Origin of the sequence: Streptomyces sp. NPDC000229, assembly GCF_040300825.1 — a bacterium.
Classification (GTDB): domain Bacteria; phylum Actinomycetota; class Actinomycetes; order Streptomycetales; family Streptomycetaceae; genus Streptomyces.
Genome location: NZ_JBEPEL010000031.1, coordinates 43877 through 63394, shown reverse-complemented (window position 1 = coordinate 63394; position 19518 = coordinate 43877). Strand labels below are relative to the sequence as shown.

The 19518-nt window shown below is 69.6% G+C and carries 17 protein-coding genes and 1 pseudogene; 6 read left to right on the top strand and 12 right to left on the bottom strand.

Features of this window, described 5'->3' with window-relative positions:
• Positions 1 to 119 precede the first annotated feature (119 nt).
• The gene (locus ABT360_RS17570; RefSeq protein ID WP_351816539.1) at positions 120 to 335 is read left to right on the top strand and encodes a hypothetical protein; all 216 of its coding nucleotides are present in this window, start codon (positions 120 to 122) and stop codon (positions 333 to 335) included.
• 195 nt (positions 336 to 530) lie between these two features.
• On the opposite strand, the gene ABT360_RS17565 is transcribed toward ABT360_RS17570, so the two are convergent.
• On the bottom strand, positions 531 to 857 hold the full coding sequence (locus ABT360_RS17565) for an ATP-binding protein (RefSeq protein ID WP_444852263.1): 327 nt from the start codon (positions 855 to 857) through the stop codon (positions 531 to 533).
• Between the two features lie 406 nt (positions 858 to 1263).
• On the opposite strand from ABT360_RS17565, the gene ABT360_RS17560 reads away from it, so the two are divergent.
• Together ABT360_RS17560 and ABT360_RS17555 are read left to right on the top strand one after the other, a co-directional pair.
• Positions 1264 to 1623, top strand: a complete 360-nt coding sequence (locus ABT360_RS17560) for a CBS domain-containing protein (protein WP_444852264.1) — start codon at positions 1264 to 1266, stop codon at positions 1621 to 1623.
• Between the two features lie 381 nt (positions 1624 to 2004).
• Positions 2005 to 3189, top strand: a pseudogene (locus tag ABT360_RS17555) (glycoside hydrolase family 15 protein); the annotation flags it as partial.
• Positions 3190 to 3892: 703 nt separating this feature from the next.
• Here ABT360_RS17555 and ABT360_RS17550 read toward each other — a convergent pair.
• From ABT360_RS17550 to ABT360_RS17540, 3 genes are all read right to left on the bottom strand, one after another.
• Positions 3893 to 4165 (bottom strand): hypothetical protein, encoded by a 273-nt coding sequence (locus ABT360_RS17550; protein ID WP_351816533.1) that lies wholly within the window; start codon positions 4163 to 4165, stop codon positions 3893 to 3895.
• A 422-nt stretch (positions 4166 to 4587) separates the two neighbouring features.
• A complete protein-coding gene (locus ABT360_RS17545; RefSeq protein ID WP_351816530.1) occupies positions 4588 to 4956 on the bottom strand; it encodes an STAS domain-containing protein in 369 nt (122 codons plus the stop codon).
• A complete protein-coding gene (locus ABT360_RS17540) occupies positions 4953 to 6398 on the bottom strand; it encodes a PP2C family protein-serine/threonine phosphatase (RefSeq protein WP_351816527.1) in 1446 nt (481 codons plus the stop codon). The genes ABT360_RS17545 and ABT360_RS17540 overlap by 4 nt, the downstream gene beginning before the upstream one ends.
• A gap of 357 nt (positions 6399 to 6755) precedes the next feature.
• On the opposite strand from ABT360_RS17540, the gene ABT360_RS17535 reads away from it, so the two are divergent.
• Positions 6756 to 6923, top strand: a complete 168-nt coding sequence (locus ABT360_RS17535; RefSeq protein WP_351816524.1) for a hypothetical protein — start codon at positions 6756 to 6758, stop codon at positions 6921 to 6923.
• 1153 nt (positions 6924 to 8076) lie between these two features.
• On the opposite strand, the gene ABT360_RS17530 is transcribed toward ABT360_RS17535, so the two are convergent.
• From ABT360_RS17530 to ABT360_RS17515, 4 genes are all read right to left on the bottom strand, one after another.
• The gene (locus ABT360_RS17530) at positions 8077 to 8481 is read right to left on the bottom strand and encodes a hypothetical protein (RefSeq protein WP_351816521.1); all 405 of its coding nucleotides are present in this window, start codon (positions 8479 to 8481) and stop codon (positions 8077 to 8079) included.
• Positions 8482 to 9222: 741 nt separating this feature from the next.
• The gene (locus ABT360_RS17525) at positions 9223 to 9900 is read right to left on the bottom strand and encodes an HNH endonuclease family protein (RefSeq protein WP_351816518.1); all 678 of its coding nucleotides are present in this window, start codon (positions 9898 to 9900) and stop codon (positions 9223 to 9225) included.
• A gap of 193 nt (positions 9901 to 10093) precedes the next feature.
• Positions 10094 to 10468 (bottom strand): hypothetical protein, encoded by a 375-nt coding sequence (locus tag ABT360_RS17520; protein ID WP_351816515.1) that lies wholly within the window; start codon positions 10466 to 10468, stop codon positions 10094 to 10096.
• A 3-nt stretch (positions 10469 to 10471) separates the two neighbouring features.
• A complete protein-coding gene (locus ABT360_RS17515; protein WP_351816512.1) occupies positions 10472 to 10678 on the bottom strand; it encodes a DUF6207 family protein in 207 nt (68 codons plus the stop codon).
• Positions 10679 to 11223: 545 nt separating this feature from the next.
• Between ABT360_RS17515 and ABT360_RS17510 the strand changes: the two genes are divergently transcribed.
• Positions 11224 to 12216, top strand: coding sequence for an immunity 49 family protein (locus tag ABT360_RS17510; RefSeq protein WP_351816509.1), 993 nt, complete (start codon positions 11224 to 11226; stop codon positions 12214 to 12216).
• 825 nt (positions 12217 to 13041) lie between these two features.
• Here ABT360_RS17510 and ABT360_RS17505 read toward each other — a convergent pair.
• Positions 13042 to 14124: an outer membrane protein assembly factor BamB family protein gene (locus tag ABT360_RS17505; protein ID WP_351816506.1), complete on the bottom strand. Its 1083-nt coding sequence runs from the start codon at positions 14122 to 14124 to the stop codon at positions 13042 to 13044.
• Between the two features lie 500 nt (positions 14125 to 14624).
• On the opposite strand from ABT360_RS17505, the gene ABT360_RS17500 reads away from it, so the two are divergent.
• A complete protein-coding gene (locus ABT360_RS17500; protein ID WP_351816504.1) occupies positions 14625 to 15275 on the top strand; it encodes a hypothetical protein in 651 nt (216 codons plus the stop codon).
• 500 nt (positions 15276 to 15775) lie between these two features.
• On the opposite strand, the gene ABT360_RS17495 is transcribed toward ABT360_RS17500, so the two are convergent.
• The 3 genes from ABT360_RS17495 to ABT360_RS17485 all read right to left on the bottom strand — a co-directional run bounded on the left by ABT360_RS17495 (position 15776) and on the right by ABT360_RS17485 (position 19207).
• Positions 15776 to 16606 (bottom strand): hypothetical protein, encoded by an 831-nt coding sequence (locus ABT360_RS17495; protein WP_351816502.1) that lies wholly within the window; start codon positions 16604 to 16606, stop codon positions 15776 to 15778.
• Positions 16603 to 17370 carry a sigma factor-like helix-turn-helix DNA-binding protein gene (locus ABT360_RS17490; protein ID WP_351816499.1) on the bottom strand — a complete coding sequence of 256 codons (768 nt, stop codon included), beginning with the start codon at positions 17368 to 17370 and terminating at the stop codon, positions 16603 to 16605. The genes ABT360_RS17495 and ABT360_RS17490 overlap by 4 nt, the downstream gene beginning before the upstream one ends.
• Before the next feature lie 133 nt (positions 17371 to 17503).
• Positions 17504 to 19207, bottom strand: coding sequence for a DNA polymerase III subunit beta (locus ABT360_RS17485; protein ID WP_351816496.1), 1704 nt, complete (start codon positions 19205 to 19207; stop codon positions 17504 to 17506).
• Positions 19208 to 19518 lie beyond the last annotated feature (311 nt).

Here is a 19518-nt window from a genome sequence, read left to right as displayed (position 1 = left end):
TCCCGGCGCTTGAGGACAACCGCCCAGTCCGTGTACAGGCACCGCCCGTCCCATACAGCGCCCTGCCGCACAGGCGTCATCCCTGGTGACACACCGGTCACTGTCGCGACGCTGACGGTATGCACATCTCCTCGTCCCGGTCCTACCCGCCCGTCGTGTCCACGGCAATACCCGAATGCGCCATGTCCTTCACCTCCGCCCCCCGAGGGGCCTGCCTGGCCGGGCTGTTGCTCGCGCAGTGCCTGGACTCCTGGGGCCACCCCTACGACAGCGACGTCACCGAAACGCTGACCCTGATCAGCACCGAGCTGTGCGCGTACGCCGGTGCGCCATGAGTGGCGTGAGGTGCGGTATGACACCTCACGGGCCGGGGCGATCGACGGATGTTCACCACGGCGTCGCGCTGCCCGCTGCTCACCCCGAGGCGGGGCCAATCAGCGCGGCCGGGGTGAGGTACCTCAATGGCGCCGCAGCCGGGCAACCGTCCGGGCCTACAACCCAGCAGGGCACCGCTGACGGGCCTGGACGCGTCAATCGCCCGTGGTGAGGGCGAGACGGACCCCGATCCGCTTCCCTACCGGTTCGCGCTGCACGTCGAAGCCCTCGCACAGCGCCATGACGATTTCCAACCCGTGCTGGCCGATCCTGCCCGGCTCGGCCGCCCGCGCGACGGGGAGGGCCGGATCGGTGTCCCACACCGTGATCTGCAGGGCCGGCCCGTCCACTTCCAGGTCAACCGCGCACGGGCCAGGGACGTACTTGCAGGCGTTGGTGACCAGCTCGCTGACCACCAGCTGGGCAGCGCCGACCGCCTGGGGAGAAACCGTAGGGTGGTCGGGGTAGTGCGGGCGGTTCAAGAAGTCGGCCGTGAACCCCCGGGCGTCCCCGATCGACTCAGCGCTTCCGTCACACGCCATACCAGCCCACGAACATGGGCCCGCAGACGCCACATCCTGGCCATCATCCTCGACCACCTCACCCATCACTCCGCGCTCCCACTCCCACGGCCCCGCTGCCGCGTGCTGGCCGAATGCGCTTTTACCCTCCATTTACCTCCATACGCGTGCGCCACCGGGCAGAGCGAACGCGGCCGGAAGTCCGCCCCGGCGAAAGAGGCGGCCATCGGAGCGCAAACCGGCGCCTTGGGGCGTAGCGCCCGCGGGGGGGCGGGTACAGCCCGTGGACGCGCGTCGTCAGGCGAAGCGGCGCGCGCCTGACGACACCGGCGGGAGATGGACCATGGGTAGGACAGTGCGTGAGGTGATGACTGCGCCCCTGTTGGTGGTGGGGCCCGAGACGCCGGTGGTGGACATCGCCCGGGTGATGCGTGAGGAGGACATCGGCGCGGTGCTGGTCACCGAGGGCGGGCAGCTGCGTGGTGTCGTCACCGAGGATTCCGTGGTGCGCGGCAGCGGCAGGGTCGCCGACGCCTGCACCGACGAGTTGGTCAGCGTCTCGCCCGAGGACGACATCGACCACGCGGCCGCGGTGATGCGCGAGCATTCGCTGGCTCGTCTGCCGGTCATCGAGCACGGCCGGCCGGTGGGAATCGTCTCCCTTGCCGATCTGGCCTCCGGCACCGGCCCGCTGCCGAACGTCCATGCCCCCGGCGCCGACCAGTGACGGCGTCAACCCGGCGCGCCGGGGGCGCGGGCGCACAGTCAACAGCGGGATCTCCAAAGGGACCAGGCCCGCCTTGCCGCCAGGGAGGCGCGCCCCGTTTTCGTCAGTCGGACAGGTCCGGCTTGCCGAACAGGGCGGACCGTCAAGGCCGACGCGCTCACCGCCCTGCAGCACACCGTCGACGACGCGGTCTACGACGCCGTCTGGGCCGCCTGCCCGCTGACGCTCGAGCGCGACGGCCAGGACGTGCACGCGACCATCGTGCTGCGGGAGGGCGAGCGCGCCGCGGCCGTCCTGACCGTTTGCGACGACGCCGAACCGCCCGCGCCCCCGCCGCTGACCGAGTCGGGGCTTCGGCACGATTTCCGGTCCACGTACGACCACTGGCACCGCTGGTTGCGCCGCGGCCGGTACCGGGGCCGCTGGCAGCAGGCTGTCAACCGCTCCGCGATCACGCTCAAGCTGATGACGTACGCACCCACCGGCGCACCCGTGGCCGCGGTCACCATGGGCCTGCCGGAGCGGCTCGGCGGCGAACGCAACTGGGACTACCGCTACACCTGGGTGCGCGACGCCTCCCTATCCGTGAAGGCACTGCTGGACCTCGGGTTCGAGGAGGAGGCCGACGCCTTCCGGCGCTGGCTCGGCGCCCGGCTGCGCTCGGGCAAGACGGTGACGGGCGAGCCGCTCCAGGTCATGTACCGGGTGGACGGCGACCCCCACCTCGGCGAGGAGATCCTCGGCCATCTGGAGGGCTACCGAGGCTCGGCACCGGTACGGCTCGGCAACGGAGCGGCCGACCAGCTTCAGCTCGACATCTACGGCGAGGTGGTCTTCGCCCTCAGCCACGCGTCCGACGTGGCCCAGCTCGCCGGTTACGACGGCTGGCGGAACCTGAGCGCCCTGCTGGACTGGCTCGCGCGGAGCTGGGACCGTCCCGACGAGGGCATCTGGGAGACGCGCGGCGGCCGCAAGGACTTCACATACAGCCAGCTGATGTGCTGGGTCGCCTTCGACAGGGGCATCCGCCTGGCCGCCGAGCTGGCCCGGCCCGCTGACGTCGCCAGCTGGACCGCCGCCCGGGACGCGATCTTCCACCAGGTGATGGACCGGGGCTACAGCACGCGCCGCGAGGCGTTCGTGCAGCACTACGGAGGTGAGGTCCTGGATGCGTCGCTGCTGTTGATGCCGACCGTCGGCTTCCTCTCCCCCAAGGACCGCCGCTGGTTGTCGACGCTCGACGCCATGGGCGCGGAACTAGTCTCCGACAGCCTCGTCCACCGCTACGACCCGGCCGCATCCCCCGACGGCCTGCGCGGGGACGAAGGAACCTTCTCGCTCTGCAGCTTTCTCTACGTGGGTGCCCTGGCCCGGGCCGGCCGCCCGGGCCAGGCACGCTACGCCTTCGACAAGATGCTCACCTATGGCAACCACGTGGGCCTGTTCGCGGAGGAGATCGGCAGGACCGGTCAGCAACTGGGCAACTTTCCGCAGGCGTTCACGCACCTCGCACTGATCACGGCAGCGGTCGCCCTTGATGAGGAACTGGACCGGGGCGAAGACTGAAGGGTCACGGGCTCCAGTCGCCGAGCCAGTCCGCGATCTCCTGGTCGGCGGCCTGCGTGTCCGCCAGGTGCGGGCGGTCGGCGCTGGGCGTGACGGCGCCCGGGCAGGTGCCCGATTCCGGCGCAGCCCCCCACCGGCCCGGCTGGACAGGGCCACCGGTCCCTCCGCTGCCGCCGTGCCCGCCCAGGAACGTACAGAACCTCCGCTCCCCAACGCCGGCCCCCAGGAGAATGAGTTGGCGACCGGGCAACGGACTCACCTCCAACGCGGCCCTCCCGGGCTCCGCCGGGGCGGGCCCGCCCACCGGAAGTGGGGCATCCACGCTCAGACTCCTTCACATGAGCCGCCTGCCGACCGTTCCGGCACGGGCAGAGGAAAAACTCCTCCCGACGGGCCAGTGTATCCAGGCGGCAGACACGCCTGGTCTGTAAAGCTGCCCAGCTCACCGCCTGGCCGATCTCCAAGCGAGCTTCGACCCGGTGAGATCACTGACGAGATGCGCCAGGCCATGGACACCGCCCTGCGGCACAGATTCTCGAACAAACTGCCGCCCTCGCGGCCACCATTCGATCCGACGCCGAAGGCCGGTACGCCGGCGCGGAGCCCGGGTGGCAGGCCGGAGTCGAGTGGACGCTGCTGTGGCTCGAGAACACCGCCGCCCAGCTGACCGAAGGCAGGCCGTAAGCAGCGGTGCGCACGGGCGTCAGGGCGTGTCGCCGGAGTAGTAGAAGCGGCAGTTAACGCCGAGCCCGGTTGTGCGGGGCTCGCCGGGGCGCGGGTCGTACAGGGCGCGGCCGCCGGGCCACCGCGACAGCTCGGTGGACAGGACCACGGCGTCGTCGACTTCCTCGGTCCGCCGCCCGTGGATGTCCAACAGCAGCCCGTCCAGCGGGCTGCCGATCAGTTCGGCGTACGTCCGGTGCGGGAGCGGGCCAGGGTTGTGAACGATCCTGCTGGCACCGGCCCTGTCGCGCACCGTCCCCGTCGCCTGTCGACCGAGAAGAAGTCGGCTCTGAAGACGACCGAATTCTTCATCTACCTCGCCTCCGTGGTCGCGGTACTGATCGCTTCCATGGTCGTGGGCACCGAAGAGGGACACACCGACTACTTCCGGGCCGACAAGGCATGGCTGTACATCGTGATCCTGACCGTCGGAACATGATCAGCCGTGGGCTGGCCAAGTCCGGCAGTCCCACTAACCCGGCGGGGAAAGGCAGCATCCGGTGTGCTGTACGCCGCGGCCCGACGTGTAGCGCCTGGCGGAGCCGATGAGCGCGTGTCGCGACCAGTACGTTGGTCGCGGCGCGCGCTTAGCCATGCCCCCGTGCCCTGCGGGAGGAAAGGCCGGCCCGTGCAGTGCTAGCCAACTGTTGGCGCCGCCCTGGCGAGCGAGAGGTTTCAGGCGGTGGTGCGGTTGCCTTGGCGGGCGGCGAGCGCGGCCTGGGCGCTGGGGTAGGCGGGCAGGAAGGTGTCCATCCCGGTGACGCTGAGCAGGCGGCCCAGCCGGTCGGGGATGGCCGCCAGGGTCAGGGAGCCGTCGGCGTCCTTGGCGCAGCGCCAGATGCCGACGAGGGCGCCCAGCCCTGAGGAGTCGCAGAAGGTGACGCCCGCTAGGTCGGCGACCAGGTCGGGGTGTCCGTCGGAGATGAGTTCCAGGGCGCTCCCTCGCACGGCGGGTGCGGCGGCGATGTCGAAATCGCCGGACAGTGCGATCACGGCCAGGGTCCCGTCGGTGTGCGGGACGTCGATGTGGAATGCGTCGGTCATGGGCGTTGGTTCTCCTGCCCGACGGAGACGTCGGCGGTCGGGGCGGCGGCGCTGTGGACGGTGGTGGTGATGCCGACCGGAGCGGCATCCGCAGTGGGGACAGACAGGGCCAGCAGCGCCACGTCGTCGCGTTCGGTGTCGGGGAGGGTGTCCAGGAGCGCGACGGTGTCGTCGATCAGGGCGCCGGCACTGACCGGCGCCGGCCGGTGGGCCAGGAAGTCCATTAGGCCCGTGTCGTCGAGCATGTGGCCATCGGCGGTGCGGGCCTCGGTCAGCCCGTCGGTGTACAGCAGCAGGCCCTGGCTGGGTGCCAGGTGCAGGGTGCGTGAGGCGAAGGCGGCTTCGGCGATCGCGCCGACCAGCATGCCGCCCTCGGCGCGGACCGCCTCCACCCGTACACCGCCTTCCTCGGTGGGGCTCAGGTGGTAGGCGGGCGGATGGCCGCCGGTGGCCAGCGTGACTGTGAAACCGCCATCCCGGGCGGGATCGAGCAGGCCGAAGATGGCGGTGCAGAAGCGCGTCCCCACCGCCGCGTCCAGCAGCAGCGCCGTGTTCAGGGCATTCAGCGCGGCCGTCGGGTCCGCATCGACGAGGGCCGCGGCCCGCAGCGTGTAGCGGGTCAGTGAGGTGACCGAGGCGGCCTCGGCGCCCTTGCCACACACATCGCCCAGGAAGAACGCCCACCGGCCCTCGCCGACGGGGAAGACGTCGTAGAAGTCGCCGCCCACTTCCTGCGGGGAGGCGGTCTTGTAGTGGCAGGCCAGCTCCAGCCCGGGTACCGCGGGCAACGCGGGAGGCACCAGGGTGCGCTGCAGGGTGGAGGCGAACGCGGTGATGGCCGCCTTGTCCCGCTCCGCCCGCTGCCGGGCCTCTTCCTCCGCCTGGCGCTTCTCCTGCTCGACCTTGCGGCGCTCCTGCTCGGCGCGCACCACGTGCAACGCCGACAGCCGCAGCTCCAGCTGGTCACGCACCACCGCCGCCAGGTCCGCGAGCGTGGCCGAATCCGCCTCGCTGATCTCGCGGGGGCGGGTGTCGAGGACGTTGACCGTGCCCAGCCGGTACCCGTCGGCGGTGATGATCGGAGCGGCGGCGTAGAACCGCACCCCCATCGGGCCGGCGACCAGCGGGTTGGAACAGGCGACCGGGTCCAGCAGGGTGTCGGGGATGACAGTGGTGTCATCCGTCAGGACCGCCGAGGCGCACAGGCCCGGATCCCGGCCGATCTCGCTGACACCCTCCAGGCCGTGCGTGGCCTTGAACCAGATCCGGTCCTCGTCCACGATCGTCACCGTCGCCACCGGAACCTCGAACAGACGCGCCGCCAGCGCCGCGACCCGGTCGTAGGCGCCGTCCGGAGGGGTATCGAGAATTTCGTAACGGCGCACCGCCGCCAACCGTGCCGCCTCGGCCGACGCGGCCAGAGGTTCCTTCGGTGCTATCACAGGCGGACTCGCTTGCTCCGGCATAACCCTCGTCTCGCTCATCCCCCCAGGAAGACGCCGACCAGGCAGCCAGCACCCCCAGCACTGTACCCAAACGCCTCAGTGCACCCGACCCGGCGGCGAGCTTCGCGGAAACAGCCGCAACTGAGCGCAGTAATCACGGAAAGGGGAAACGGACGGCCTTCGCGACCCGGCGGTTCGTCGACCGCAGCCTGCTGGTCGACCTGAGCACGACCAGGACAGGGACGCTGCACCACCCCGGTCAAGTCGACCAGGTCTGCCGCCCCGAGGACCTGGCGAACCTGGTCGCCCCCGACACCCCTGCTCCGGCCCGAGCAGGCCGCCGCTCGGCTTGGGGTGCGCAGGGTCGAGTTCGACCACATGGTCCGGCTCGGCTGGGTCCGCTCCCCACAGTCGATCGAAGTCCGCTTCGGCACCAGCCGGGCGGGGGCCGTCGACATCGCGCTTTACACCACCGCGTCCGTCGACGCGGTCGGCGAACACCCCGAGGTCGACTGGGCGTAGCTGCGCACGGTGGACAAGGGCCGACGCTCTCCGCTCGCGGCGCTGCGCCCGGATCCGGCATCCATACCGGCGTAAGCCTCCGAGGTCCTTGCGCCCGCCCCCGTCCCACGCCGTCCAGAAGGGCGGCCCGGGGCGCGGGCGTTCTTCTTGCGTGCCGCTCACGCGTGCCTGGCAGCCGGATCCCACAAGGGTTGGGCGAGCCCGGTCCCGTCGCAGTGGAAGCACCGGCCGCCTCCCGGCGTGCTGAGGGCCTGTGGTGCGACTTGTGTCAGCTGCGCCTGGCCACCACGGAGGAGGTGGGCCTGGCGGGGCTTGCCACGACTGCCCGGTACACGGCCGAGGACCTGATCCAGGTCGGCGGTCAGGGCAGTGCACCGGCGACGGACGTCTTCTCGTACGCCATGCGGTCCAGCCCGACGACAGTTGGTGACCGCGATCTGTCCGGTGGTGGACCGCGCCGCCTTGTGGGGCGGAGGCGCGCCGGCTAAGAGCGCCGCGGCCGGCATCCGGACGGCACGGGGCCGCGACCAAACCTCTGTCCCGATCGCGGCCCGTCCGTCGGAGCGCTGAAGTCAGTCACGAGGCGCAGGCGGTGCGGAGGGACAGTCCGGGAGCGGCACCGGGCAACAGGGCGTGGGCCGCGGGGCGGAGGCGGCGCAGCAAGGCACAGCCGTTCACTCGTGGCTGCCCTGGGCAGCGACGCGGCGCCGGCGGCAGCGAGGTCGGCGCCGGTGCGCCACACGACGCTCAGAAGCAGGTCGAATACCTCCCGCTCGGCGAACACCAGCACGGTGAAGGACTGCTGGCCGACCGCCGGGGCTGGCCGGGCGCGGCGCAGCGCCAGGGCCCCGGCGGCGGCCGGGACCAGGCCGGCCGGGAAGACGACGCGGCCGCGCGCGGCTGTAACGGCCGGGGAGACTCGACCCAGTGCCGTGCCCCCCGTGGGGACTGCTAGAGAGGGTGGGAGTCAGTAAGACTGACTCCCACCCTTTTCTGTCGGCATCCGCCCTAGTCAGCCCATGCTGTCTGTTCATCCACGGCAAGTGCCCCCGGCGACCGGCGTGGGGCATCCCTGACGGACTGCTCAGTCCGCGGCGCAGTGGTCGAGCCGATGGTCCTCCACGCCCTTGCGGAGGTGCCCGAAAGCGACAGGTCAGTGGTCGTTCGTGAAGCCGGCCGAGCCGTCGAACGTGCCGCCGTTGCCGTCGAACCAGAGATCGACTTCACGACCTTCGGTCAGGTTGTACGTGGCGCCGTCGCTGGCCCGGTGCGTCTTACAGCTGCCGTTACCGGCGGTGACCCTCATCTCATAGTTGTAGGGCCACACGTCGGTGGCGCGGACCTGGACCACGGCCGAGTGCCCGTTCGCCTTTGTGTCGCACACGGAGATGATGTCGCCGTGCTCCTCGACGTAGACCCGCACACCCTCGGCGGAGAACACGTGGTCCCAGCTGATGCCGGGCGTTTCTTCGGCGGAGGCGTTGCCTGCGCTCACCACCAGAGTGACCGCGGCGCATGCCATCGCGCCTGCAATGACACGACCGACTCGTAGCTTCACACCATGCTCCTTTTCATACGGAGAAGGGACAACAGGCCCCCACGGCGTGTGCGCCGACCGAGGGCCGTTGACCTTCGTCCTGCGCGTACGGTCGTGCACCCTCTCACAGGAACACGCGCGTTCGGCTTGCGAATAACCGTTCTGTGACGAGGCGTCACCGTATCACCCTGATCAACGATTCAAGATCGTCATGCCGCAGAAATCCCCAGAGGCACCCCTCTCCCGCACGATCGAGAAGCACCTCTTCGTATAGCCAGCATCACGGTGACGCACCGTCCGTCCGGTGAAGGCGGCTCCCATTCTTCCTCGCCTGCCGAGGACGACAAGACTGTGGCGTCCCGGTCGACTCATCATCGGTGGACGTCACTGCGGCTCCAGGGCCGGAAGCGGCGCCGGGGATGTCTACCCGGCCAGGCCGCACCCGCGCGACCGGCAGCAGGCACCACGTCTACGGCCCCCAACCGTCCGGGCGGTCACCTCACACAGTGCACTAACCACCACGGCACCCGAGCCGACGGGACCGCCACCCGCGGCGCTGGAGCAGGCAACGGCAACCTGGGGCTCCCCGTCGGCAGCCCCCTCAACCAGTGCGGCGGCGCCGACGTGGAGCCCCTCTTCGGTGGAGCGCCCCACCTCATTCAGATTCGCGTCTGACCTGTTCCACTGCGCAGCCCTATCCGCGCTGCCGTCTCATGCGGCTGGTACGGCGGTTCTTCACGCCGGTGCTCCCCCGGCCAGCGGTTACGGTGCCGGCTCGTAGGTCACCGTGGCCCCTGAACAGTGCGCGGCCGCGGTGGCCAGGGCTTGGCGTTCGGCGTCATCGAGGGTGAGCTGCCAGCGCAGCTTGGTGGCGGTCCAGTCGGCGATGTACGCGCAGTGCTGAGCGGCGGCCGGTGGCATCCACTCGGCCGGGTCCTGGTCGGCCTTCGACCGGTTGGTCTTCGCCGTCACCGCGATCAGGGAGCGTTCGACATCCAGGTCGTTGGCGTACGCCTGGCGCCTCGCCGCCGTCCAGGTGCTCGCCCCGGAGTCCCAGGCCTCGGCCAGCGGGACCATGTGGTCGACGTCCAGCCCGGACGCCGCGGTGACCTGCGTCTCGTCGTACATCGACCACCACACCCCTCCGGTCAGCGCGCAGCGGGCGCCGATGGTGGGCGGTTCGATGGCTTCGGCGATGAGGACTTCGGCGCGGGTGTTGCACCCGTCGCGGTCGGCGTCGACCCAGTGCTTGAACGCGGTGCGGGTGTAGCCCTCGCGGGACTCTGCGGCGTGGGGCAGGGAGGCGATGGCCTGGCCCAGCGGCACGGTCACGGCCGCGTGGCTTGCGGGGGCGGGCGCCGCGGCGGCGGCCGGGACGGTCGCTAGGGGCAGGACGGTGAGGGCGGCCACCGTGGCGGCGCGGAGAAGAGGAGTGATCATGCAGCTTGGTGTAGCGGCTCCGGCCGTACGCCGGGTCGTTTGCCGAGGGTGCTTCACTCGTGCGGGCTGTGAGGTTCACCAGGTGAACGTTCCGCCTGTCACCGCATACTTGACTGCGGGACTGCGGGACTGCGGGACTGCGGGACTGCGTGTGTTGCCGTCAGGCTGGCAAGTGCGCATCGAGCGGGCTGACCTACTGGCTTGTCTCCTCGGTAACGAGAAGGCCAGCGTCGTCGGGTGCTTCCGTGACCGTGTATCCCATCTGCAGTAGCAAGCCCGCAACAGCCGCCTGCACGACCGCCTTCATGCTGTCGCCCGAGGCCCTGGGCTGACCAGCCGCCAGCGAAGCGAACCCGTGTGAAGCGGTCCACGTGATCAAGACCCCGGCCGGGGCTTCCGTCACCCGCAGCCCCGGCCCGTTGTCGTCCGCCACACCACCGACCAGGTGGAAGCCCGCCTGGCTCAAGGCATGCCGCACCCGCGAGGCGAGATCGGACTGGACACACGGCATTGGCGTCGCCTGCCCCAATATCCGATGATCAAACATGCCTTTAACAGGGATATTCAAGCGTCACAAATGAGGGTGCGGCGTACGTCGGCGTACACCCGGGCCCTGACCCCGGCCTCGCCGGGCACCCCGCCACACCGCGGTCACCCCGGAGGTCGGCCACAGCTGCTGGAGACCCTCCATCACCGCCCGGACCGTCTCCTCGTCAGCGGCAGTGATGTCCAGGACCGCGAGGCCCGGCTCGGCGACGTGCTGCTCGTCAATGTCCATGCTCTCACCGACGGCCAAGTGCCTGCCGCCGGTTCACCGCCGGCCGCCCGCGCCACCCGGACGAGCGACACCCTGCCGCCAGAAGGGCGTCCGCAGTCGCACCACTGCGAGCGGGAAAGTACGCAGGAGGCGCGGCCCGTGGCCCAACACGACAGGACGGGGGCCACGGGCCGCACCCTGCTTCGGTCCGGCCCCCCAACCGCGTCCGATGTCGCCGATCAGTCAGCTGGTTGGTTTCTCGCGAGCTGCAATCCGCTCGCCCTGGTCGAAGTGGCGCAGCAGGAGAGCGTCCAAGCTCGCCAGCTAGGACTTGTCCGGCCGATCATGTGGGTCCTGGCTCATGTCGTTGATGTGGACATGGGGCAGGCGAAGACCTGGCACGCCCGTCCCCGCTCAACACCTGAGGCGCTTTCGCACCGCGGTTCGGTCGGTGACCACCGTAGTGGCCACCGGACATGATCGCCCGGACAGGTTCTAGGTGTGCTGTCAGTGCCTGTTGATAACGTGCTTCGTCCAGTCGTGGAGTTCATGAAGGGACGGGGCACGTGCGGGATGTGACATGCCACCAGGTCGGCGAGCAGCGGTTGGCCGAGGCACTCGACGACATCGAGGGGCGGGCCTACACGCGGTGGCACTCGCTGCGGTACGGCAGCATCTCGCCGACGCTGATCCGGGCCATGGCGGACGAACTGCTCGACCATGTCGCTGCGCGAACGGTGACGGAGCCGGGGCTCGACGCCGCGGCCGGCACGGTCGCCGTCACCGCCGCGGAGTGTGTGCACGGAGTGCTGAGCATCATGTGCTTCCCGGACGGGGACCAGGAACTCCGTTTTCCCCTCGTCGGGGAGCGGATCAGCACGGACCCGGCCGACGACGAGTTCGGGGACGGGCCCATCACCTTCCGGGACGTCGTCAGGGAGGCGCCCACCGCGCGGACCTGGCTCGACATGTTCGAGATGTGTGTCGTGAGCGGGCATGTGTGGGACTGGGAGCGGGTCACCGGGCTGCTGCTGCGCGACGACTATGCGCCCGCCATCCGTGACGGCGTGCCCTACAACCGGTACACCTCCGTCTCCGACCCCGCCGACCTCGCCGCCATGGACGCCCTGTGCCCCTATCTCACCGAGGCGGCCGGGCATCTGCCCCGCGACTGGCCGACGGTTCCGCTGCGCAAGCCCGACGCCGGGGAGCGCGCGGAGGCCGCCCGGCGGCTCGACGAGGTCGGCGACGCGCTGAGCGCGGACCAGCAGCTGCTCCGCGTACTCCTCGACGACGACCAGCACGCCTTCGAGGACGCCCTCGTCGCCCGGCTGGTCGCGTACCGGGAGAGCGTCGAGGCCGATGCCGGTGATCCCGCGCCCCGGTCCCTCCTCCCCCTCGGCACCCTCGCCCTGGCCTGCCTCGCCGTCCAGGCCCATGGGTGGGAACTCGGTGTCCGGTCCGGGTATCTGCCGTACGGTCTGCTGGGATCGCCGGACGCGACGCGCCGGGCGGCGGAGGGGAACCGGAACAACTTGGGCTACTGGGCCGCCAAGTAGGCCACCCGGGGGCATGGGTGTGACGGGCGCGACGGGTGTGATCTTGCGGGAGTACCGCGCCGACAGACGCGCGCGGCTGAAGGTGCTCGCGCTCATCGCGCTGATGCGGGACTGACCCGAAGGCACAGCAGGTGGACCGAGCGGTTGCGTGCCACTCTCACCGCAGTCGGCCTGGCCCTTGCCGACCGGGCTAGTGCCCGTGTGACACGGGTCTTCGGAGTGTCCATCAGCCGCAGCGCCGTGTTGCGGCTGCTCGATGCGTTGCCCGAACCGGAAGTCCCGGCCTGCGAGTGGTTGGTGTTGATGAGTACGCCACACGCAAAGGACGGGTCTACGGCACGGTGCTCGTCGACGTCGAGACCCGCCGGCCGGTGGCTCACGCTGAGCTGGAGGACCTTGTCACGGGTCTCCTCCAGGCTCGCGGGACACGCCGCGATGTCACGCTGTCATCACCTACAGCTCCTTGGCAGGACGCCAGCGGCTTCGCGACCTCAACCTCTGATGCCGACGAGGAGCACTTCGACTCCGAAGGGCCGGATGACGCAGAGGCCGCGGGGGAGACGCCTGGCCACCGGGGCTGTTCGCCGTGTGGGGGGGGGCGGCCCCGGCCATACTGCGTCCCGTCACGGGGACCGGGGCCTGTCCCGCGCGCTCCATTCCGGCGCGGGCCGCGGTTGAGCCTAGTCGGCTGCGCCACCGTCTGACCTGCGGCGGTTATAGAAATTCGACCGTGAATGAGGCGGCGCAGCAGAAATCTAGGCCTCTCCTCCTGTCTCATCCCGATGTCCGGCACGTAAGGGAAGGTCACCTCGGAATGTGCCCATGTCAGCCTGCGGCGCGATGGAACGTGGTTCCCTCTACACCGCCGTAGCGATCGATCTCGTACGGAGCGGCGCCGGCAGAACTCTGACGATCCTGTCCCGTCTTGCCGTCCAGGACGATCGGCTCGTCCCTCACCTCCCCGTACACGGCGCCGTGCCAGAAGCCGGTGACCTTGGGCACCACCCGTCCGGAATCGTCGGGCAACGCCCACTGCTTCTGAACCGAAGCGGCGTCGAACACCCTGATCCCGCGGTCTGCCGCCCCGTACCCGTACTTAGAACACAGGACCAGGGACTGTGCGTCGTGGCGGCACCGCCAGCCCTCGCCATCGAGCGTCACCCGCCGCTCGCCGCTAACCGCATCCACGACGAGTGTCTTGTCATCGAGGTTTGCGCTCAGCAACCGTGGTGCCGCTGTGGCCGGCTGCCGCGCATCCGCCAGCGTCCACTGCTGTCCGCCCGTGGCCGCGGCCAGTCCCACCAGCCTGCCTTCGGCATACCCCGTCCTCTCGCCACCAGCGACGACACCATCGGCGAAGGTCAGCGCACGAAAGTCAGCCTTCTTCCAGCGAACAGTGCCCGCGGAAGGGTCGACGGCATACGTGGTATCGGCCGAGGTGACGAGCGCTGTGCCGGCATCCACTCCGACGACCTGCGGCGCGAGAACCTCATCGGCCCCGATCGGGACGGCGGCGAGCCCGGTGGAACTGGGAGCGGAAGCGATCTCTGCCGACCAGACCGTCGTACCAGTGGCCGTCTCGACAGCCAGCACCTCAATCACGGATCGGTCCGGCATGGTCCCTTCGCCCTCCACCTCCCTGTTCCAGGCGGCGTACACGGTCTTGCCGTCGGCCGCGACCAGGGGAGCGACACGATTGCTTCCGAAACCACCCGGGTCAGCAGCGTGCTTCGTATCCACTTCCCACCGTGGTTCACCGGTACCGGTGTCGATCGCCTTCAGTCCGCCCTCGGCGGTGATGTACGCAACCCCGTCGGCAAGCGTGACTGCAGGCCGTGACTCCTCCCCGCTCGTCGTACTCGGCTGGCCGGCATCCGGCAATTCGACCCCAGGCCCGTCAAAGCGCACGGGCGGGTCGAACGCAGGACGGCTCGGCTCCTTGGAAGTCGCACGGGATGGTTCCGCGGACTTGCCGGACGACTTCGCATCCGATGACCCGCCGTCTCCACAGGCGACCAACACCGCTGCCGCCAGCGTGACTCCTGCCGCAGCAACGGCCCATCGTCGCGGCCTGCCTCTCCTGCTCATCTCTCCCCCTTCTCCTGATCTTCGCGATCACGACGATAACGCTTGGGCTGCCTGGCCACCGGAGGTTCTTTGGCCACCCGACAGCAAACCTGCACAGAGATAACCAGGCCGTTTCGAACTGGTCGGGGGTGATCCGAACGAAACGGACTAGGCGGCGCGTCCATCTGCGGCTGCACAGCGCGGCCGCCGACGGGACGGCGGGGTACGGCGGGGGCAGGGAACCCGGCACGGCAGCGGACAGCGTCGGACGAGGAACGATCAGGCGCCGGCGGCATCGAAGTCGCTGGTCTCTGGCGGATCCCGTTGTTAGAACCGGTCGCATGGGAATCTGGACCGACGCGTTCATCGCGCCCGCCGAGCCTAGTCTGCTGCCCCTGGAGAGCTTCGGCCGTCTGGTCGTCGACCTGGCGCGCGAACGTATAGTTCGTACACCCTGGGCGCTGATCGCGGGCGAGCTCTGTGTCAACGCGAGCCTGAACTGGGGCAGCGTCAGCGGTCAGGCACGATGGGACCGCCCCGACGTGGGCACACTGCTGTGCTCAGAAGATGTCCCTGAGAAGTACAGGAACCCCGACCCGCCGCCCTGGGGAGACTCACACGAGTGCGCCAGGCTTCTCGCCTGCGGTGACGCGATCCTCGACGTGCTGCCAGCCCTGCAGCAGGCGCCGTACGGGCTCGAGGACGTCGCCGTCGTCTTCGACTGCCTCGACTTCGGCAACCGGGCCATCGTCGACCACTTCCTGGTTGAGGACCATCGCACCATGCTCGTCTGCTTCGCCCTCGCCCGCCCACAGAACCGGCCCCTGTCCACCAACGACTGCTGGGCGCCCGGCGGACCAGTCCATCCGGTACGTACCTGCATCGTCCATACGTTCAAGCACGCGATGGAAGAGGGTCCCGTACCAGCCATCATCTCCGTAGCCGCCCGCCACCTCGGCTCCACCCTGATCAGCGGCGAAACCTGGGGTTAAAGCCAGCCGGCAGCCGGTTCACGCGTGCGGTGCGTGGCCGGCCAGGTCCACGGCGCGTTGGACCAGGCGCGGAATCCGCTGGGGGACCGGATGGAGTTCCTCGTGCACCAGAGACATGACGTCCACGTGGCGCGGTTGCCCGTCAGCGCCGAGGACCTCAATGACGGGAGCCCACCCCCTTGGTGCGGCAGGGTTGGGGACGGCCTTCCAGACGCCGCCGTGGACGCGGACCAGTACCTCCGCGACGAAGGCCGTCAGCTGGGCGTGGAACCAGACCCAGTCGTCCTCTTCGAACTCCCGCCATGGTGAGCGGGAGACGAAGTCATCCAGGACGGCACAGCCGTCAACGGGTCACGGTCGAAGGCCTCCAGGTCACCGCCCAGGGCCTCGACCATGCCACGGATCGCCGGACCAGCTCCCGTCGCGAACCCCTCGATATCGAAATCCATCCTGGGAACCTAACCCCGTCGCCACGCAGACCGGTCGGCAGCCCTGACCGGTCACAGGTTGGGCCGGGGGGCGGGGTGTAACTGGTCGGAGTGGCGGAGTGTGCGCCGTCTGGCCGTGGCGATCGCAGAGGTCTTACGAGGCGAGCGGGCAGGCAGGGGGGACGTGGTCCGCGAGCCGGGCGGACGGTGGGATGTGTGGGTGGTCAGGGCGCGGATGTGGTCGGTGAAGTCGGGATCGGGCAGCGGTAGCTCGACGTCGTCGTCGACGTAGCTGACGGCTGCGGAGACGTAGTCGATGACGGCTTCGACGGTGTGCGTCTCGTCCTTGGCGTAGTCGGTGTGGATCTTGAGGGCTTTCAGTACGCGGAGTGTGGTGGGGAGGCTTGCGTCGGCGGCGATGTTGCGTTCGGGGTAGACGAACTGCGCTGGGGGAGCCTCGTCAGGAGTCGGCGGCGGAGCGGGGGTGGCTTGCTGCTGCCCCCAGATCGCCTGGTCCTGCTCGCCGAGGGCGAGGTGGTGCAGGTAGAGGCAGTAGGAGGCGGCGGTGTCCCCGGCGCCGGCGGCGTACTGCCACCAGAAACGGGCGGAGTCCTCGGCGTCGGTGAGCTGGAGGATGCAGCCGAGGACGCGGGCTCCGAAGGGCTCGGTGAGGAAGTCGCCCAGGGCAGTGACGGCTGTGTCGTCGCTGACGACCGTTTCGCACAGTGCGGTCAGGTCGTCGGCAGCCGCACGGCGGTCGGCCTCGCCCGGCCCCGTGCCTGAAGCGGCGGGGGGTGCCTGGGGTGGGGTGGAGGGCCGGCTGGTGTGGGTGATGTCCAGCGGCACGTAGGGCCGGTCGACGAGGCGGGCACGGGCGAGGAGTTCGTCGATGGGCGAGGTCACCGGGGTGTCCCTCCTTGGTGGAGCTGGGGATGGAGCAATGCGTCCAGGCTGCGTTTGGCGTGGCGGGCTGTGGAGCGTACCGCCGCGAGCGAGAGGCCCATCTCGTCGGCGACCTGGGTGTCAGTGAGGCCGCGCAGGTGCTTGAGGACGGTGATGTCCATCTGTCGGGGTGGGAGTTTGCTGATTGCCCGGAAAAGGGTCATGGATTCGGTGATCTGGTGCATCGGGTCGGGGCTGGTCTTCAGGGCGAGGGTGTCGAAGGCCGCCTCGATGAGCGTGGGCCGGCCGTTGTCCTTGGGGGCCCGTTCCAGGACTGTCTCGCGCAGCAGCTGCCAGGCATACTGCTCGAGCCGTTCGCTGCCCAGGGCGTCGGGCCACAGCAGGAGCAGCAGCGTGAAGACGTCCCTCACGGTCTTCTCTGCGGTGACGGGGCTGCGGAGGAAGGCCTGGGCGTAGGCGGTGTAGTGGTCTTGGTGCATCTCGCGGAAGGCGTAGTAGTCCAGAGGTACGGCGTCGGCGTCGGCCAGGGTGGAGTCTCCGCTCTGGGCGAGGCATGCGGTGATCCAGGCTGTGCGCTTGTTCGCCTCGCGGGCCGCCTGGACCCACTGCAGGCGCGCGACCTCGTACGTCATGCCGGACCAGTCCAGGCCCGTCATGACGTCCCGGGTGAAGGACCAGCGCGGATAGCGGCCCGCGGCCCGGAGGAGTTCGGAGAGCTTCGACTTGGGCCAGCCGGTGCGCTGATGCAGCTCCCCCAGCGTCATGCCGCTGGCGTAAAAGGCCTCGCGCAGCGGCCGGAGCCAGGCCCGGTGCGCGGGCCCGGTACGGGAATGATCGGGCCGAGCCGGCGTCCTGGCTTGCCGCGCGGGGGAAGGCCCTGGGGTGCGGGAGGAGTCGTCATCCGGGCCACTCCCGCTCTCGCTCGTCGCCCCGGAGCGGAGGGGACGCGGGGGTGGACGTGGTGGCGTGCACGATGTGCTGCACACCGAGGGCCACCGAAGGGATGAGCGCGGTGATCGCCGCTACGGGCTGCCCCACCACGATCATCACCACGCTTAACGCGAAGATCACCACGAGCGCCACCACCGTGATGATCACCTTGCCGTGCTTCATACGTGTCCTCAGCCTTATGCGCTGCTGTCTGTCCGGAAGGCCCGCAGCGTTTGCTGACGCCATGTGAGCGAGCCGGGACAAGCATGGAGTCACCAGGCCGGGGCGCGGCGCGTGAAAACCAGAACCGGGAACATTCCCCTCCGCCGGTGCGCGCCGAACCTCAGCAGGGGGCGCTCGTCGGGCCTCGTGCGCCGTGGCGCACAACCCCTGGCGGAAAGCCCCGGTCAGCGGAACGTTCCCCATTTTGCTTGCGCCATCGGGCGCCACCCCCTCCAATGGCACGGGCTTGGATGTCTGCCCGTCCTTCATCTCGCGGATGTGCAGGGTGAAGGTGTCGCTGGTGAACGTGCCGAGTGCGTCCAGGAGGAAGGCGGGATTGAGGGCGAGCAGGTTGCCCTTCAAGGTGGCGGTGTTCCCGTGGGTGATCGTTGACGGGATGGTCATGCCTTTGGTGCGGACCTGGTCTTCGGCGGTGCCGACGCGCGGGGCGAGGGTGAGGGTGCCGTCGGCGTCCCACGCGAAGCTGACGGGCACGTTGGTCTCGCCCTTGGCCTTGATGAGGGCCTGGCACTTCTTCGCGGCCCGTACGGCGGTGGCACGGTCGACGCGCACGGACGTGTCCCGCTCAGTGGGGAACAGGCTGTTGTGCTTGGGCAGGCTGCCCTCCAGCGGGCGCATCGTGATGGTGGTGTCGCCCATGGACAGGGTGGCGCGGGCGACGACGTCCTTGCCGTCCTCGATGATGCCGATGCCCACGGGGCCCTCGTACGACTTCAGACGCTTGGCCAGGGGGGTGAGGACGCTGGCGGGGATGAGGCTGCTCAGCGACTTCACCAGCGGCTGCACCGTGGCGGTGACGGGAACTTCGGCGACCGCGAAGCGGTAGCGGTCGGTGGCCGCCAGGGTGAGCGTCTGGCCCTCCAGGGTCATCTGCACGCCGGTGAGCACCGGCAGGGTCTCGTCACGGCCCGCGGCTGGCAGCACGCGGTTCAGCTGCGTGAGGAACCTCTGCGCGTCCATAGTGGCCATGGCCGGCACCGCCTCGGGCGGGCGTGTGAACTCGTGAATGTCCAGCGTGGTGATCGGCACGGTGATGTGCTCGGTGGCCAGCAGGTCCCCCGCGAGCGAGACAGGCGTGCGGGCCGCGACCGTCTTGGTCTCCCCCGCCACCATCGCGGCGAGCACCTTCTTCAGCTCCACGAAGTCGAGCAGCGAACAGCCCTTCCCGACGGGCGCGCCCACGGGCACCGTGACCGACACGGCGGTCCAGAAGTCGAAGGTGCTGAGGGTGAGCAGGTTGCGGCTCGTCTGGATAAGCACGCCGCGCTGCGCGAACGGCTGAGCCTGGGTCGGTACACCGAATTCGGCGATGTTCAGCGCCTCCGTGATCTGCGCGTGCATTCCGGCGAAGTGTGCGGTGGGCTTTACGGGCTTCTTTTCGCTCTTCGCGGCATTCTCGGCGGTGACCTGAGTCTCGGGGTGGGACATAGCTCTCCCTCGGGTTGCGGTGTGCCTTCGGTTCGTTGGCCGACTGCCACCGCCGACCAACAAGACAACTATACCATCTATGCATCACCAAAGGGGGGGTGGTTCACCGCGGTTCTGGGGTCAATCCCCGCCGCGCAGTGCCCCTCCAGCGACTCCACCACTTCGGCCGGCAGCAACACGCTGATGGGCCTCATGTCCGCCATGCCTCGCGTACGGTCGCCAGCGCTTGCCTGTACGACACGGGCAGCGGCCCGCCTCAGGCCGCCGTGCAGGCCGCGCCCGTGGCTGGTCAACGAAGGTACTGCGCACAT

What these genes read in the sequence shown, in the direction of transcription:
- ABT360_RS17545 (WP_351816530.1), bottom strand. Translation starts at nt 4,956, where the DNA reads ATGACCGACGCATTCCACATCGACGTCCCGCACACCGACGGGACCCTG.
- ABT360_RS17570 (WP_351816539.1), top strand. Translation starts at nt 120, where the DNA reads ATGCACATCTCCTCGTCCCGGTCCTACCCGCCCGTCGTGTCCACGGCA.
- ABT360_RS17500 (WP_351816504.1), top strand. Translation starts at nt 14,625, where the DNA reads ATGGGAATCTGGACCGACGCGTTCATCGCGCCCGCCGAGCCTAGTCTG.
- ABT360_RS17485 (WP_351816496.1), bottom strand. Translation starts at nt 19,207, where the DNA reads ATGTCCCACCCCGAGACTCAGGTCACCGCCGAGAATGCCGCGAAGAGC.
- ABT360_RS17490 (WP_351816499.1), bottom strand. Translation starts at nt 17,370, where the DNA reads ATGACGCTGGGGGAGCTGCATCAGCGCACCGGCTGGCCCAAGTCGAAG.
- ABT360_RS17560 (WP_444852264.1), top strand. Translation starts at nt 1,264, where the DNA reads ATGACTGCGCCCCTGTTGGTGGTGGGGCCCGAGACGCCGGTGGTGGAC.
- ABT360_RS17515 (WP_351816512.1), bottom strand. Translation starts at nt 10,678, where the DNA reads ATGGACATTGACGAGCAGCACGTCGCCGAGCCGGGCCTCGCGGTCCTG.
- ABT360_RS17525 (WP_351816518.1), bottom strand. Translation starts at nt 9,900, where the DNA reads ATGATCACTCCTCTTCTCCGCGCCGCCACGGTGGCCGCCCTCACCGTC.